16 protein-coding genes and 1 pseudogene are annotated in these 15610 nt (G+C 58.5%); 8 read left to right on the top strand and 9 right to left on the bottom strand.

The features are described 5' to 3' along the window. The first annotated feature begins 60 nt into the window (after nucleotides 1–60). The gene (locus NKI96_RS22565) at nucleotides 61–492 is read left to right on the top strand and encodes a DUF2285 domain-containing protein (protein WP_352806365.1); all 432 of its coding nucleotides are present in this window, start codon (nucleotides 61–63) and stop codon (nucleotides 490–492) included. 8 nt (nucleotides 493–500) lie between these two features. Here NKI96_RS22565 and NKI96_RS22560 read toward each other — a convergent pair whose 3' ends face one another. Further along, complete coding sequence (locus NKI96_RS22560) at nucleotides 501–779, bottom strand: DNA -binding domain-containing protein (protein WP_352561603.1); 279 nt, start codon at nucleotides 777–779, stop codon at nucleotides 501–503. 299 nt (nucleotides 780–1078) lie between these two features. Here NKI96_RS22560 and NKI96_RS22555 point away from each other — a divergent pair, with 299 nt between their 5' ends. The 4 genes and pseudogenes from NKI96_RS22555 (at nucleotide 1079) to NKI96_RS22540 (ending at nucleotide 2621) form a co-directional block, all read left to right on the top strand. Next, nucleotides 1079–1294, top strand: coding sequence for a helix-turn-helix domain-containing protein (locus NKI96_RS22555; protein ID WP_023682784.1), 216 nt, complete (start codon nucleotides 1079–1081; stop codon nucleotides 1292–1294). Nucleotides 1295–1740: 446 nt separating this feature from the next. Next, nucleotides 1741–1926 (top strand): annotated as a pseudogene (locus NKI96_RS22550) (ArdC-like ssDNA-binding domain-containing protein); the annotation flags it as partial. 279 nt (nucleotides 1927–2205) lie between these two features. After that, complete coding sequence (locus NKI96_RS22545; protein ID WP_352561599.1) at nucleotides 2206–2391, top strand: hypothetical protein; 186 nt, start codon at nucleotides 2206–2208, stop codon at nucleotides 2389–2391. Continuing rightward, a complete protein-coding gene (locus tag NKI96_RS22540; RefSeq protein WP_352561598.1) occupies nucleotides 2340–2621 on the top strand; it encodes an oligopeptide/dipeptide ABC transporter ATP-binding protein in 282 nt (93 codons plus the stop codon). The genes NKI96_RS22545 and NKI96_RS22540 overlap by 52 nt, the downstream gene beginning before the upstream one ends. A 333-nt stretch (nucleotides 2622–2954) precedes the next feature. Here NKI96_RS22540 and NKI96_RS22535 read toward each other — a convergent pair whose 3' ends face one another. Together NKI96_RS22535 and NKI96_RS22530 are read right to left on the bottom strand one after the other, a co-directional pair. Next, nucleotides 2955–4058 (bottom strand): mandelate racemase/muconate lactonizing enzyme family protein, encoded by a 1104-nt coding sequence (locus tag NKI96_RS22535; protein ID WP_352806243.1) that lies wholly within the window; start codon nucleotides 4056–4058, stop codon nucleotides 2955–2957. Between the two features lie 112 nt (nucleotides 4059–4170). After that, nucleotides 4171–5724 carry an ABC transporter substrate-binding protein gene (locus NKI96_RS22530; RefSeq protein WP_352561594.1) on the bottom strand — a complete coding sequence of 518 codons (1554 nt, stop codon included), beginning with the start codon at nucleotides 5722–5724 and terminating at the stop codon, nucleotides 4171–4173. Between the two features lie 199 nt (nucleotides 5725–5923). On the opposite strand from NKI96_RS22530, the gene NKI96_RS22525 reads away from it, so the two are divergent. From NKI96_RS22525 to NKI96_RS22515, 3 genes are read left to right on the top strand one after another with little or no spacing between them, the layout of a single operon-like run. Then, on the top strand, nucleotides 5924–6880 hold the full coding sequence (locus NKI96_RS22525) for an ABC transporter permease (protein WP_352806240.1): 957 nt from the start codon (nucleotides 5924–5926) through the stop codon (nucleotides 6878–6880). Then, entirely contained in the window at nucleotides 6877–7788 is a 912-nt protein-coding gene (locus NKI96_RS22520) for an ABC transporter permease (RefSeq protein ID WP_352561590.1), read from the top strand. Before NKI96_RS22525 ends, NKI96_RS22520 begins: the two co-directional genes overlap by 4 nt. Beyond that, on the top strand, nucleotides 7775–9427 hold the full coding sequence (locus NKI96_RS22515; protein WP_352806237.1) for an ABC transporter ATP-binding protein: 1653 nt from the start codon (nucleotides 7775–7777) through the stop codon (nucleotides 9425–9427). Before NKI96_RS22520 ends, NKI96_RS22515 begins: the two co-directional genes overlap by 14 nt. A gap of 59 nt (nucleotides 9428–9486) precedes the next feature. Here NKI96_RS22515 and NKI96_RS22510 read toward each other — a convergent pair whose 3' ends face one another. The 6 genes from NKI96_RS22510 to NKI96_RS22485 are packed head-to-tail and all read right to left on the bottom strand — an operon-like array spanning nucleotide 9487 to nucleotide 15541. Next, the gene (locus NKI96_RS22510; protein ID WP_352806234.1) at nucleotides 9487–10593 is read right to left on the bottom strand and encodes an alcohol dehydrogenase family protein; all 1107 of its coding nucleotides are present in this window, start codon (nucleotides 10591–10593) and stop codon (nucleotides 9487–9489) included. 14 nt (nucleotides 10594–10607) lie between these two features. Continuing rightward, a complete protein-coding gene (locus NKI96_RS22505; RefSeq protein WP_352544123.1) occupies nucleotides 10608–11714 on the bottom strand; it encodes a mandelate racemase/muconate lactonizing enzyme family protein in 1107 nt (368 codons plus the stop codon). Then, complete coding sequence (locus NKI96_RS22500) at nucleotides 11711–12091, bottom strand: carboxymuconolactone decarboxylase family protein (protein WP_352806231.1); 381 nt, start codon at nucleotides 12089–12091, stop codon at nucleotides 11711–11713. Before NKI96_RS22500 ends, NKI96_RS22505 begins: the two co-directional genes overlap by 4 nt. A gap of 12 nt (nucleotides 12092–12103) precedes the next feature. Further along, nucleotides 12104–13555, bottom strand: a complete 1452-nt coding sequence (locus NKI96_RS22495) for an aldehyde dehydrogenase family protein (protein ID WP_352544121.1) — start codon at nucleotides 13553–13555, stop codon at nucleotides 12104–12106. Further along, nucleotides 13548–14648 (bottom strand): aromatic ring-hydroxylating oxygenase subunit alpha, encoded by a 1101-nt coding sequence (locus NKI96_RS22490; protein WP_352544120.1) that lies wholly within the window; start codon nucleotides 14646–14648, stop codon nucleotides 13548–13550. The genes NKI96_RS22495 and NKI96_RS22490 overlap by 8 nt, the downstream gene beginning before the upstream one ends. Beyond that, nucleotides 14645–15541, bottom strand: a complete 897-nt coding sequence (locus NKI96_RS22485; protein ID WP_352797638.1) for a MurR/RpiR family transcriptional regulator — start codon at nucleotides 15539–15541, stop codon at nucleotides 14645–14647. The genes NKI96_RS22490 and NKI96_RS22485 overlap by 4 nt, the downstream gene beginning before the upstream one ends. Nucleotides 15542–15610: the final 69 nt, after the last annotated feature.

Here is a 15610-nt window from a genome sequence, read left to right as displayed (position 1 = left end):
GCGGCGCGGCCGCGCGGGGTCGACTTGCTTGATCTAGCCCGGCACTCCTGCCGCATCTCCATGCTCGTCACGCGGGACGGGCATCAGCACCTCCTGGTCGAGGACAGTGGCAGGAGCTTGCAGATGGCTGCTTCCGGCGTCAGCATCCTCGAACCTGTGCGATTGACATCCTCCGTCCTCTGGTCGCCAGAGGAACTGAAGCAGCGCCTGAACGCGTTGGAATGTCTGAACAGCCTCTGTTGGACCGGCAGGCTGCAATCAGGATTCTTTCCGACCGAGCCCCGTAGCTCGCGGTTGCGCCGAGTCTTGCATGCCCTCGACGGCTTCATCGCTGGCGTATCACACCGCGAAATCGGCCTTGCTCTCTTCGGCAGAGCCCGTGTCGAGCAGGACTGGGCCGACCCCGGTGACCATCTTCGAGACAGCGTCCGCCGTGCAGTCAGACGCGGGCGCTCGCTAATGAACGGTGGTTATAAGCGTCTTCTTCTATAACGCCACCATCAGGCCTTTTGGCGGCCAGAGAACAGCTCCTTGTACCCCGCCACCACCAGCCAGTGGGCGCGCGCGAGATGGCTGCGAACCGCCCTTTGGGCGCGCGCTGGCTCTTGCACCGGATCGATTCCCAATATCGCCTGGGCCATTTCTTCTTCGCTGGCATTGCCGGCACATGCATCTAAGAGCTTCAAATATGTCGTGAAGTGCTCATCGTCGTAAGCGGTCAGGCTCTCCGCCCATGGGACCTCGTTGGCAACAGCAGGTTTGAGCAATCTATCTACCATTTCATCTCTCGCCGTAAGACCTATCCCGCGCCGCGCAGATCTTTGGGCGCGCGCGCCCGCAAAAAAATATCCTAAAATGGGATAATCCGAAACTGGGATCTTAGTGAGCCGGTTCCTTCTTGGCCCGGTTCGTCTGATGCCGAAATCACTTCGATCAGCTCCCCAGCGCCGGCTGCTACAACGGCTGATCGCGGCGCGCAAAACCAAAGGGGCCACCCAGACCCAGGTTGCAGCTTCTGGCACAAATGCGTCGCGCTCGTCCGTGGTGAAATCCTCGACAAGAGGGTGGCTTCTTGTGCATGGAAATCCGAGAGGTCTTTGCCCGCAATCTGCGTAGGCATCGCCAAAAAAAGAAATTGTCCCAGGAAGCGCTCGCGCACGAAGCTGGCGTCGACCGAACATATGTCAGCGCACTTGAGCGCTCGGTCTATGCCGCCAGCATTGATACGGTGGCGAAACTCGCCAGAGTGCTCGGAATCGATCCGGCCGATCTACTCAACCCTCATTCTGAATAAATCTGGAAGCGGGGACGAAACCCCGGTTGATGAGACTCGGCCAGAAGGTTGTCCGGGCATTCATGCTGCTGACAGGAACGCTCGCGCGCTCTTGGCGCGCACCCGATGCTCGTGAACCGAGCCCGCTTTTCTTCGGCAAGCTCAGGCGGGGTCTCGGCCATTCGGCTTCGCCCCTTGGCGTGGGCAGCCCTTCGGGCTGTGACGGCCGCCGCCTTTGCGGGCGGCGCGGTTTGTCTGTTGGCCTTTCCCGGTGGCGCGGGGCGGGCGGCACTCCCTTCTAGACCCGCCGCGGCAGCCCGCAACCCTTCGCGTGCCGCTCAGGGTCCTCCTCTTCGTTCCGGTCCTTCGGATGCGGTCCGCCTACCACGGCGGGCCTTTCCGGTCGCGGCTAGCCGCCCACCTCGCTTCCGGGGAAGCCGCGGCGATTGGTGAGCGGAGGATAACACATGCGTGCAAACAGCAAGCGTATCACCAGCGGAGAGGCTGGCGCAGGCAAGGGCAGGCGCCCGGGCGCCAGCCTCTATCAGGAGATCACCGACCGCATCATTGCCGAGCTGGAGCGCGGTACCGTGCCATGGGTCAAGCCATGGGGCAGCGCAAAAGCAGGCCTTGGCCTGCCGAGGAATGCAGCCAAGGCGCCAGTCGCCGCTCCTGCAGCAAAAGAACAGCAGCTGCCGCGGCGTGGCTGTCAAGGCATCTTGTCGGCGTCGAGGAGTTCCGTGTTGCCTAACACAGGCGCATAGCTCAAACAACCCATCAGCTTTCCGGCGTCAGGCCAGGCGTGTGGGAATCGCGCGAGCCTTGCGTTCGAACTAGATTTGGTCATCGCCGATGAGCCGACTGCAGGCCTCGACGTCTCGGTGCAGGGCGAGGTGCTAAACCTACTCGCACGGCTTTAGGACGAACTCGGCATGGCGATCCTGATCATCTCACACAATCTCAATGTCGTGCGCCATATGACCGATCGCATGGCGATCATGTATCTAGGCCGCTTCATCGAGGTCGGCTCGACTGAGCAATCTTTGATCACGCCCGTCAGCCCTACATGCGGGCGCTGCTTGCGGCCAATCCTGAGCCTGACCCGGATGCTGTGCTGAACAGGATCGAGCTTAAGGGCGAGGTCCCGAGCATGATGAGGCGGCCATTGGGCTGCGAGTTTCACACCCGCTGTCGCTACGCGCAGGATATCTGCAGCCGCATCTTCCCCGAACCCTCAACAAACCCGGACGATACGGAGCGCCATTTTCCACTGGAGCGCGAAAGCGCGCTGCTGCTGCAGCAAAGACCGCTTTCTCCAGTTGGAACCCAAACCGATGACGAGTCATGATGCGCGCTCGCCGCAGACCATAGGGACAAGAAGAGGATCGCTGAAATGAGACTGGGCGAAGGTGAACTTCGGCGCGGTGGAGGTCACATTGCCGTTCTTCGACCGGGCGAGGCACCGGTTCGGCTATCGGCGCATCCACATCATGCTTCAACGGCAGGAACCCTGAACCCGCCGACCAGTTGTGAAGGGGGCGCTGACCAAACCAGGCTCCAGCGCCCGTTTTTCGGTTTGTCGATCATCAGCTTGCTCTGGACCCGTCCATGGGGTCGAAGGCACTTGGATGCAAGCGACTGCCGCGAAATCCCGACGTTTATGGCCGAAATCTTTTGCTGCTTAGTCAATAACTACCCTCGATTGACCAAGGACGTCAGGGTCAGGATTGACGCCGATCCCTGGTCCGTCTGGCGGCGAAATCTCGCCGCCAATGCGCGCGGGTGCGCCGGCGTCCAGGCGTGGCGCAACATACCCTGACAGGTCGCACGTGTTCAAAAGCCGGCTTACGGGTGTGGCGGCGGCCAAGTGAAGCAAAGCGCCAGTGGTGACGTCGGATCCCCACGTATCCTCAATGCACATCTTGGCACCGAGGTGCAAGCATAGATCGCGAAGACGCCGAAGTGCGCTAAGTCCGCCAGATTTGGAGAGCTTCAACGCGACAGCATCCATACAGCCGAGATTGTAGGCCTTCAGCAAGGAGCCACTGTCATAGCCGTTTTCATCGATTTTCATGGGGAGGCCTGTGGCAGCCCGGACTGCAGTGCACTCTTCCAAGGTCGCGCAAGGCTGTTCCAGCATGACATCGAGTGACGCAACGGCTTTGCCGACGCGGGTCGCGTCTAACCGGGTCGCAACGCAGTTCCAGTCTCCGTAGACGAGAGGACCAGGGCCAACCGCCTCGCGCACTTGCCGAAGCCGCGCTACGTCGGATTCCCAATTGTTGTCCGTACCCAGCTTGACTTGGAACTGCCGCATCCCTTCAGCGAATGCTTCCCGTGCGATACGCGCCATTTCGTCCGGTGCAGTACAGGTAATTGAATGATACAGCGGCATTCGCAGCGCCTGCCGTCCGCCGAGAAGGGCGTAGAGAGGCAATTTTGCAACTTTGCCTGTAATGTCCCAAAGCGCTAAGTCTAGTGCGGATTTCGCGTAAACGTGCCCCTGCAGCCATGCGTCGAGATTCGTCATCAAGGCTTCGGGTCCGACAGGGTCGGCCCCGATGATAACAGGCGCCATGTATTCGAGCGCTGGGCGGACGCCTTCTGCATATGCGGGTAGGTAGTGGGGAATGGGGCACACCTCACCCCACCCAGAGATGTGTTCATCGGTGTCAACGCGAACCAATACCGATGTCACGGTATCGCAGGTTTTTCCGCCCGCCATGTGATAAGCAACATGGCTGGTCAGGGCAACCTCCCAGACCACGAGCCTTGTTATTTTCATACTGGTCCTCGCCCATGTCTAAGGTTCAATGCCGTGGTAAATAAACAGTGCACCCGGGGGAGGGTGCGGTGGAAAGACGTGTCACCCGCGGGGTGATCTCATGCTGGCTTTTCTACTCCGTGAACCAAGCGCGCTCGGCCAAACGCGCGCCCGCCATTGAGCGAACGAGATCAGGCCCGACGCCATCGACCTTCGTGCTGTAGCCGTCTAAAGTAGCAGGGAACGCGAAGATGCAATTGCCGCCGTCCTGGCTGCAGATCGCCTGCATTTCCTGATACATCGATCGACGTTTGTCCACGTCGAGCTCCGTGCGGGCGCTTTGCAGCATTTGGCTGAACCGGTCGTTACACCACCGCGTTTCATTCCAGGGAGCGTCGCACTTGAAAGCAAGCGAGAACATCATTCCGGGCGTGGGCCGTGTACCCCAATAGGTCGTGAAGTACGGCCGCTTCATCCAGATGTTGGACCAATATCCATCGTCTGGTTCTCGCTTGACGGCGAGATTGATTCCGGCGGCTCGCGCTTGCTCGGCCATCAGAATGGCAGAATCGACGGCGCCCCCAAAGGCGGCGTCCGCAGCACTAAGTTCCACATTGAGCGACGAGAGCCCGGCCTGCTTCAAATGCCACTTCGCCTTGTCCGGATCGTATTTGCGATGCGGCAAGGACTTATTGAAAAACGGGTCGTTGCTCGCGATCGGCTGGTCATTGCCGACTTCCGCAAACCCCGAGAAGACGCTGGCAACCAGCCTTTCGCGGTCAATTGCGTATTTAATTGCCTCCCGAACATTGTTGTCCGAATAGGGCTTGTTGCTGATGTCCATGGCGCTACCGACGTAGGTGCCGCCCACCGTCTCCACGATTTTTAGTTGCTGGTTTCGCTTTACCAACTGAACGATCTTCGGCTCGACCCGATCAACCGCGTCGACAGCGCCTGTCGTTAGGGCATTAGCCCGAGCTGTAGCGTCATTGATATAAGTGAATTCCACGCCATCGAACCAGGCGCGATCGGCTTTCCAGTAGTTCGGATTGCGATGGGCACTAAGCGTTACACCCGGCTGGAATTTATCGAGGATATAGGGTCCCGTCCCAATAAAGGTGATCCAGTCTTTGAAGCTCTCGGGTACGATCTGAAGGTGGAAATCGCCAAGGATAACAGGGACGTCAACGTCACCGGTTTTGTGTTCAATGACAACGACGTTGTCCCCGTCGGCGCGAATGTCCGCAAAATCCTCAAGCAGGCCCTTTGCCGCCGACTTGGAGTCAGCTGCTGTATGCCTTTTCAGGGAGTAAACCACATCGGCTGAAGTCAGCTTCTTGCCGTTCGTGAATTCCACGCCCTTGCGCAGCTTGAACCTCCAGGTCTTGGCGTCTTTGCTGGCCTCCCAGCTCTCAGCTAACTCCGGAACTGGGCTCTTGTCCGGCGCGAGCTCTACTAGATTGTTTCCAAAAAGCCACCCACAGGCATAGTGGGGATCGGAAAAGTAGGACATGGGATCAAGGCTGTCGACCGTTGCGCCTTGGGAGTAGCCTATGCGTAAAGTTCCCCCTCGCCTGGGTGTCGAGGCCAAAGCCGGGCCGCCGCGCAAGCTGGCGCCTGCAATCGCCGCGGCGCCGGCGACGAGCAAGGTTCGCCGGGTTGGACGCCATGACAGGTGACCATTCATGGAAATTCTCCCATTTTACCCCACTCAGTTTCACCGCTGTTATGGGGCGAAGAACAGCAGCGCTTTGACGAGCATGCCACGGAGGTCCTTCCCGACTTATTTGTTTTGTCCGACCGTCCGTCGGTTGACGAAGGTACGATTGTTTTATTAGGCTGTCCATACAAAAACATTTGTGCCATTACTGTTCGCGGAGGGACCGTTGGGAAACATTTCAAAGCTGATCATCAAGCGCCTCGCCCTGGGGATTTTTGTCCTATGGGTGGTGTCGTTTTTTATCTTCCTCGGGGTGTCCCTGCTTCCCGGAGATGTGGCGACCGAAATACTGGGCCAGTCCGCCCTCCCTGAAACGGTCGCCGCCTTTCGACACGAGCTGGGGCTCGATCTGCCCCTTCACATCAGATATGTGCACTGGCTCGGCGGATTGCTCACCGGGGATCTCGGACACTCCCTGGCAAACGGGCGTGCCGTCTCACAGTTGATAGGTGAGCGACTGGGCAATACCTTGTTCCTAGCCGGCGTTGCGGCCTGCTTCTCTGTGCCGGTGTCGTTGCTCTTGGGGTTGCTCACTGCGCTTTATCGCGGGTCGGTCTTCGACCGCTTGACGAACGCAATTACACTCACCTGGATCTCATTTCCCGAGTTCTTCGTCGCCTACATCCTGATCATGTTCTTCTCCGTCCAGGCAGGCTGGTTTCCCAGCCTGTCGACGATGAGAGACAGCGACAGTTTTACGCATTCCCTCTACTTGGTGACGTTACCGGCATTGACGCTCACTCTGGTCGTCACCGCCCATATGATGCGCATGACACGGGCGGCAATTATTAGCGTTCTGGGCAGCCCGTTTATAGAGATGGCAAAGCTGAAGGGCATTGGCCAGCGGCGGGTCGTCGTGTGGCATGCGCTGCCCAATGCCCTGGCGCCGATTATCAACGTCGTCGTGATCGATCTGGCCTACCTCATTGTAGGCGTTGTCGTGGTCGAAGTTGTCTTCGTCTATCCGGGGCTCGGGCAGCTGATGATCGACTCCGTTCAGCGCCGCGATGTTACGGTCGTTCAAGCCTGCAGCCTAATATTTGCAGCCACTTACGTTTTGCTGAACATGTTCGCCGACGTGTTGGCGATTGCAACCAATCCGAGGCTTATGTACCCCAAATGAGTACTCCCGCTGATCTTTCCCCGCTGCCGAACATAGCCGCGGCCGGCCGGCCTCATCACCAGGATCCCGGCCGCTTTAGGGCTTTGCTCGAAGGCCTTCGTGTGGCGCCTCTAAGCGCATGGTTCGGTCTTGTCATCGTGGTCATCTACGTCGTGGTTGCGCTATTTGCGTCCGTGATTGCCCCATACGGGGAAGGCCAGGTGGTTGGATCACAGTTTGATCCGTGGACTGCCCAGCATCTATTGGGTACCGACAATCTTGGTCGGGACACGCTGTCGCGATTAGTATACGGTGCACGAAACACCGTCGGCATCGCGTTTTTGACGACATCGCTTGCCTTTCTTATTGGTGGCAGCGCCGGGCTTGTCGCGGCTGTCGTCGGCGGTTGGGTCGACCAAGCCCTGGCGCGACTGGTAGACATCCTGATGGCAGTCCCGCAGCTGATTTTCGCCTTGCTGCTGCTTACGATTTTCGGTGCGTCGGTCACTTCGTTGATTTCGATTATTGCCGTGCTCGACGCGACGCGCGTCTTTCGCCTGGCGCGCGCGGCTGGAATGAACATCGCGGTGATGGATTATGTGGAGGTAGCGCGCCTGCGGGGGGAGGGGCTGATCTGGATACTCTCTCGTGAGGTGTTGCCGAACATTTTGCCTCCGCTCGTGGCGGAGTTCGGTTTGCGTTTTTGCTTCGTTTTTCTCCTGATCAGCTCCCTTTCGTTTTTGGGCATCGGCCTGCAGCCACCCACAGCAGACTGGGGCTCCATGGTGAGGGACAACGCAATTCTTATCACCTACGGTGATATCACCCCACTGTTGCCCGCCGCCGCCATTGCCCTTCTGACGGTCGGAGTAAATTTTCTAGTGGATTGGTTTCTGCACGAATCGAGCGGTTTAGATGACGAAACTTGATAGCGTCCGCAGCACCAAAGGCGACGTCATACTGGATGTGAAAGGCCTTCGAGTCCGAGGCAAAAGCAAAGCCGGTTGGGCCGAGATCGTCAAAGGGATTGATCTCACGCTGCGACGCGGTGAGATCCTTGGTCTTATCGGCGAATCCGGCGCCGGCAAGTCGACGATAGGGCTTGCAGCGCTCGGGTATGTTAAACCTGGTTGCCGGATCACGGATGGGACCATTCTGTTCGCCGGCGAAGATTTAAGCGAGCTTTCCGAGGCAGAATTGCGCCGGCTGCGAGGCGTGAGGATCGCCTACGTCGCTCAGTCGGCGGCAGCTGCCTTCAATCCAGCGCACAGACTTGTCGATCAATATACCGAAGTTGCCGTCGTTCACGGTGTTCGCGATGCTTCGTCCGCGCGCGCTGAGGCGGTCGAACTTTATCGAAAGCTGCATCTGCCCAATCCGGAGTCCTTCGGCGAGCGCTTCCCGCACCAGGTCTCCGGCGGCCAGTTGCAACGGGCGATGGTGGCGATGGCGTTGGCTTGCAAGCCGGATATCATCGTCTTCGACGAGCCCACGACCGCCCTTGATGTGACCACTCAAATCGAGGTGCTGGCAGCGATCAAGGATGTTGTCCGCGATTTCCACACCGCGGCTATCTATATCACCCATGATCTGGCGGTTGTCGCCCAGCTCGCCGATCGCATCATGGTGCTCCGGCACGGCGAACTGGTCGAAGAAGGCAACACCCGGCAGATCTTAGAGCGGCCTTCGGCCGGCTATACGCGCCAGCTCCTGAGGCGTGATGCTCCAAAAAGCGAAACAACGACCGCAAGTCGAAAGATCCTAACCGTCTCCTCCGTGGATGCCGCCTACGGCTCGATCAAGGTACTCCATGACGTCAGCCTCTCCGTAGGGGAGGGCGCTACGGTAGCAGTGGTGGGTGAGTCAGGCTCGGGGAAATCAACACTCGCGCGCGTCGTTACCGGCCTGCTGCCGTGCAGCAAAGGTACCCTTTTATTCGAAGGCAGAGCGATTGATTCCTCGCTCAAACGCCGCAGCCTGGACTTGCGCCGACGCATTCAGCTTGTTCATCAAATGCCCGACACATCGTTGAATCCGCGCCACCGCGTGCGGGAGGTACTTGGACGGCCCCTGACCTTCTACCACGGGCTCACGGGGCGCGTTCGGACAGGAGGCATCATTGAGCTGCTTGAGCAGATCGAGCTGGATCCCAATTTTCTGGATCGCTTTCCCGAAGAGCTCTCAGGTGGCCAGAAACAGCGCTTGTGCATCGCGCGGGCCTTAGCCGCGAAGCCCGATCTGATCATTTGTGACGAGGTAACATCGGCCCTCGATCAATCGGTGGCGCAGGGCATCCTTAGGCTGCTGATGGACCTGCAAAAGAATCTCGGAGTTTCATATCTGTTCATCACGCATGACTTGCAGACCGTTAGAGCTATCGCAGACGAAGTCGTTGTGATGAATCAAGGGCGCATCGTTGAGCAAGGCCCGAAGGATGAGTTCTTCGCCCCTCCACATCATCCTTACACGCAGCTCCTGCTAACCTCGGTTCCACAGATGGACCCGGAATGGTTGGACTCGATCCGAGAGACCCGTGCAGCGCTCGCCAGAGCGGTCAGCCTAGCCTAACAGGCTTCAGGCGGCGGCTTAAGTTACAGGGGCCGATAGCCCCCGTTGGAGACTCGCGCCTAGTGCGTGGTGACCACGATGTTCCCGACGTGCTGTTTATTCATAAACGCCTGCTGTGCTTGGGGGAGCTCTCGCAGAGGGTACTGCGCTGCCAGAAGTGGCTTCAGCAGTCCCTGCTCGATGAGGACTACAAGTCGCCTAGCAGTGCCAGGTGGCACAATGGTTGCGCCAGTGAGCTGCAGATCCTTGTAGATGAGCTGTCGCAAATCGAACTCGACGGTAGGCCCTGAAATGGCGCCGGAGCTGGAATACCGTCCCCCCTGGCGTAAAGCCTCAATGAGATGACTGAAAATCTTGCCTCCGACGACGTCAATCGCGACATCGACCTGGCCGCCTACCGCTGACCGGATTGCGTCTGACAGGGCAGGTGTGTTTCGATCGAGGACCGCATATGCGCCCAGTTCTCTAAGGCTGGACACCTTCGACGGGCTCGCTATAGCAACGATACGCGCTCCGCGCAGCCGACACAGTTGCACCGCGGCCGACCCGACACCCCCCGAAGCTCCCGCGATCACCACTGTCTCACCGGGACGAAGGTCCGTTCGCGCCACAAGGTTCTCGGCCGTCGTGTACGCGCAGGGGAAGGTTGCAAGCTCGGCATCGGAAAGGTCGGTGTCGATAGGCAGCGCATTGCCGGAGCGTATGACCGTATATTCGGCAAAGCCGCCGTCGCACTCCGATCCGAAATAGATCGCATTGGCAAGGTCCATCCAATCACCGGTGCCAAGCAACCAGGGATCCACTATAACCCGCTCACCAATTCGTGCGGCATCCACCCCCTCACCGACACCGACGATGGTACCAGCGACATCAGCGCCCTGGATCAAAGGGAACCGAACCGGCGCACCCCCCCAGCTTCCTTCCGCCGATCGAGCGTTGGCAAAGCCATCGCTGCCGGTCGATGGGGTAATTCCATCTGTCACCGATTTGGAATACCAGGCCGTGCGAGTGTTGATGTCCGTATTGTTCAAACCACAGGCACCGACTCTGATCAGAACCTGCCCATCGGCCGGCACCGGAACGGGCCAATCTTCACGATAGTCGAGTTTATCCAGGCCGCCGTGGCCAGTAAGTACAACGGCACGCATTACGGATTGTGAGCTCATGCGGATTTCCCGAATTAATGGAACGTCGACACTGGTGTCCCAAGCCGGTCGGCGTCGGGGCTCACTCCCAAGCCAGGCGCCGAGGGGGGCGTGGCATAGCCTTTGACGTTCCGCGCCCCTTGACCTGGAACAGGATCGACGGCCAGGTGGTGATGACAAAGCCAGCTCGCGAGCCTGTTTTCGCGCGGGGTGGAGGACGCAAGGTGTATGGCTGCCGTGTCGGCTAGAGCAGATCCCCCAAGATCCTCCAAATGCATCTGCCAGCCGACAGACACGCCGAAGTCGCGAATTTGCCTTGCCTTGGTCAGCCCGCCAACCCGATTGGGCTTCACCTTGACGCCCTCGCACCCACCGACCTTCCACGCATCAAGATGATCCTGGAAGGTATGCAGACACTCATCGAGCATAATAGGCTGTTTCACCCGGCTTGCCACTTGGGCGCATTGCGCAAGGGTTTCGCAAGGCTGCTCGACCCATCCACGCAAGGCGACATTATTCAACACTTGAACCGCGACGGCAGGAACCCAGGCGCGGTTCACGTCATAGGTGACAGTTTCGTCGGGGCGCAAAGCCGCTTCGATTGCCTCGATTCTCGAGATGTCAACGACAGGATCACTGCCACCAACCTTCGCCGAATGCGTCCGATATCCATGCTCGTAGGCCTGACGGATAAGCGCGATCATCTCGTCGTTCGATCCGGTGGAAATAGACGAGTTGACGGCAACCGGGTCGGCTTTGTCGCCTCCAAGCAACCGCCAAAGAGGCATTCCAGAAACGCGCCCCAGTATGTCCCAGCACGCCATGTCGAGTGCCGATTTGACGTAGAGGTGGCCAGGCAAGGCAACGTCCATCGTTCGATTAATGGCGTCGAGAGCGCAAGGATCCTGCCCCAATAGAGAGGGCGCCAGCGTTCCAATTCCAGCGCGAATACCAGGCCCATGGGCGGGTAGGTAGGTATTGCCCCAGGGGCATCCTTCACCCCACCCTGAGATGCCCTCATCGGTGTCGATCCGGACGAACGTGCTGTCGAGCTTGTCAAAGCGAAGTCGTCCTCCCGATAGCCAATATGGTTTCGAGAGAGGCAGGTCTACCTGCCAAACAGTTATACCGGTGATCTTCATAGCAACCCTTGCTCCTGCAGCACTTTGCGGGCAACGCGAAAGCACTCGAGCGCTTGGGGAACGCCGCAATAGATGCCGACAACGTGGACAACAGCGCGGATTTCGTCCGTTGAGACGCCATTGATAATGGCGCCGCGGCAATGGGTTTCCCATTCATGCATTTTGCCCAAAGCGCCGATCATGGCGAGGTTCATCAGCGAACGCGTTTTCGCGTCGATCGTCTCATCTCCCCAACCAAAACCCCAACACCATGCTGTCATCGCCTCTTGAAAGGGCCGGGTGAAATCATCGGCCGCAGCGAGATTGGCTTCGACGTACTTCGCTCCTAACGTCGCCTTGCGCTTGGCAAGGCCGACGTCAAACAAATCCTGTTGCAACGGAGTTCTCCTTCAGCGAATGGCAATCGCGATGTTTTTGGTTTGCAGGTAGTTCCAAAGCGCCTCTCGGCCCTTTTCGCGGCCGTAGCCCGATTTGCCGTAGCCGCCAAAGGGTGTCTCGACGCCGCCGGCGTACCACTCATTGACGAACACCTGTCCGGCTCTCAAGCGCCGGGCGGTCTTCATCGCGCGATCGACATCTGCCGTGAAGATACCGGAGACCAAGCCATAATCGGTGCCGTTCGCCAGGCGCACCGCCTCATCGTCACTGCCGAACTTCAAAACCGAGAGAACTGGCCCAAAGACTTCCTCTCGTGCGATCGTCATATCCGGTGTTACGTTGTCGAAGACAGTCGGCTCCAAGAAAAATCCTGGACGGTTGAGGCGCCTGCCACCGACAACCGCACGCCCTCCCTGCCGCTCGGCTTGCTGGCACATGGATTCAGCTCGATTTCGCTGCGAGTCCGAAATCATGGCACCCATGTTGGGACCGAATTCTGGCCTATCCACGCCAGGACCTGCTGAAATGGAGCGCGCCATGTCCGCAACCCGCTCAACAACTTCGTCGTGCACGTCCTCATGCACGATCAGCCGAGACATAGCCGAACACACCTGGCCCGCGTTGAAGAAAATCCCCCAACGAACATTCGACACGAGGTGGTCCAGGTTCGCGTCCGGCCAAGCGATCGCGGCGGACTTACCGCCCAATTCAAGCACACATGGAACGACATTTTTTGCAGCGGCCGATGCGATACTGACCCCTGTCGGAACCGAGCCGGTGAAGACGATCTGATTTACGTCGGGGTGGCTGACGAGGGTCCCGCCCGCCTCGCGGCCCAAGCCGCAGAGAATGTTCACCGCCCCCCGCGGCAGCCCCGCGTACTCGGCGGCGCTTGCGATGAACGAATTGGTCAGAGGGTCGAGTTCAGGCGTCTTTACGACGCACGCGTTGCCTGCTGTCAGAGCCGCCGACAACGAGCGTGCGGTCATCTCAAGTGGATAGTTCCAGGGGACGACATGCGCGGATACGCCGAACGGTTCATAGACCGTGAAATCGTAGTAGCCGTCTCCGAGAGGTATGGAACGACCTTCGATCGTTTCGCACTGATTGCCGTAGTACTCGAAATATCGAGCCGCCCCTTCGACCTCGATGCGGGCCTCCCAAAGCGGTTTGCCCGCTTCGCGGCATAGGACATAGGCAATCTCATCGATATGATCGAGCAGATAGGTACCCATCGCTCGCACCATTCGCCCCCGCTTGACGGGGCGCATTTCTGTCAACGCGCCGGACTCATGACAGGCCTTGGCGGCCTTCACGGCGCGATCAACGTCCTGCGCGCTCGCCAGGGCCTGCTGCGCAAGCGCATCTCCAGTTGCAGGATCATCCACGGTGAGATTGCCCGCACCGCCGTCGACCCACTCGCCATCTATATAGTTCTGCCAATAGGCCTTGATCTCAGACATCGACACCTTCACGCATCCACTGCTGCAACATTCGTACCGAGTGCTCGGAGTTCACACCGCAGTTCGGATCGATAACGAGCGGACCCGGCCTGTATCCGCGACTGTGCAAGCCACGCTGGACGGCCTCGACGATATGGATATCCTCTTCGACGGTTGTTGCCCTGTCTTGGATCGCCAATTTTCGGATGATGTCGGAATCGGCTCCGTCGATCGTATACCAACCACGCCAGACGACGACTTCGTCGACATTCTTGATACGCCAGTTGTAGGTGTTGAGAATATTGCCGGGATAAACCTGAAAGGAAAATGTCGGCCAAAGAAACCAGGACGAATATTCTCCAGCGCGCGCATTGGCGTTGAGGTCAATGGGATAACTCATTCGGTCGAGATTCTGGCATTCGGTAGTATGACGCAGACAATAGCCCTGAGGCTGGATGTCATATGTTTCGGGCTTTATAACCCCGGTAGCAAAGGTCTTGTGGTTCAGAGCACAGTGGTAGCATTCGGAGTAGTTCTCGATCGATACCTTCCAGTTGCAGCTTTCAGGAATCTCAACCCATTCCAGAGGCTTCAGCTGGTCGATGTGAGGGACAAATTCCGTCAGCTCCTGCCGAACCTTTGGGAACCATTCGTCCATCGGTTTGGCGTCCGGGTCGAGATTGACAAAAACAAATCCGCAAAACAGTTCGACTTTCACGCTCGTCAGACAGATGTCGTTGCGATCGAACCCCGGGACGGCGTTGACGTTGGGACCGCCTCGCAGCTTGCCCGTGAGTTCATAGGTCCAAGCGTGGTAGGGGCATACCAGCAGCCGAGCGTTCCCGCTTCCCCTTACCAATTCGTGCGCGCGATGCTGGCATACATTGTAAAAAGCGCGGACCTGGCTATCTCTGTCGCGAATGCAAAACAGGCTCTGCCCTGCGAGCTCAAAGGTGAAGTAGTCGCCAGGTTTCTCCACCAAAGAGGAGTGGCCTGCGAATTGCCACGTCCGGCTCAGGAGTCCGTCTTCTTCCTTGGCGAAGATGGTAGGATCGGTATAGTAGCGCGCTTCCAGCGATCGCAGGGGTTTCGGCGGCTCGGACGAAACGTTCATCGTGGTTCCTCTTTCCAATAGACACCAAGCTCGTAGCGGCGCTTATGAAACCGCTCGATATTATTGACTGCATCGGCCGCCGCTTCAGCCACCACGAAAGCAACGATCGTTTCAAAAAGCGCCGTCAAGGCAACGGTCGACGGGAAAAACTGTGGTGTGTCGGTCGGGAGGACGAAACGTTGGTCGGCGCGGGCCAGGATAGGGGACGCGGGACTGTCGGAGATGCCAACGACCTTGATGCCATAGGCGCGAGACAACTCTACGGCCTCGACAACCTCGCGCCGGTACGGCTTGAACGTCATCGCTATCAAGAGATCGCCCTTCTCGGCGCGGACCAACCCGTCCACAGGAAGGGATCCCTCGCGTGGAATCGCAACGACGCTGTCCACTGCCATGCTTGCCAGATAGGCGAAATTTCGCGCAACCGAACTCGCAAAACCCAAGCCCAAGACGTAGGTGGTGCGCGCTTTTACAATGGAATCCGCCAGTTTCTTGATCTCGGATGCGCTTGTTCCCGAAAACAGACCTTCGATATTTTCGATCGACGTCGATGCCATCTGGCTATAGAGGCTGGCTAGTTTCCCGCCTTTGGATAGCGACTGCAGCCAGCGGGCCCGGTCGGGAAAATCCTCACGTCCGCGCATCACTTGCTCGCGAAAGGGTTTTCGAAAATCCTCGTAGCCCTCAAAACCAAGCGCGCGCGCCATTCGCACCAGCGTGTTGGGCTTTACGTCTGCGCCTTGCGCCATGCTTCTGATCGACGTGATGCTGATCATGTTCGAATTCTCGAGCACGTGGGCAGCTGCCTTTTGCAACTCGGGAGTGAATGTAGATAGGCGGCTCGTCAGATCGTCGAGAACCGTTGTGGCTGTTTTTCCGTTTGGTACAGTCATGTGTTTCATCCTTGACAATCGTACACTTGTTCGGTAGCCCTGTCTACAGGCAGTTTTCTTGGAGAGACG

The organism is Mesorhizobium sp. M0292, from assembly GCF_040321695.1.
Lineage (GTDB): Bacteria > Pseudomonadota > Alphaproteobacteria > Rhizobiales > Rhizobiaceae > Mesorhizobium.
The sequence above is the reverse complement of the archived record's forward strand: the minus strand, read 5'-3'. Positions and strand labels throughout refer to the sequence as shown.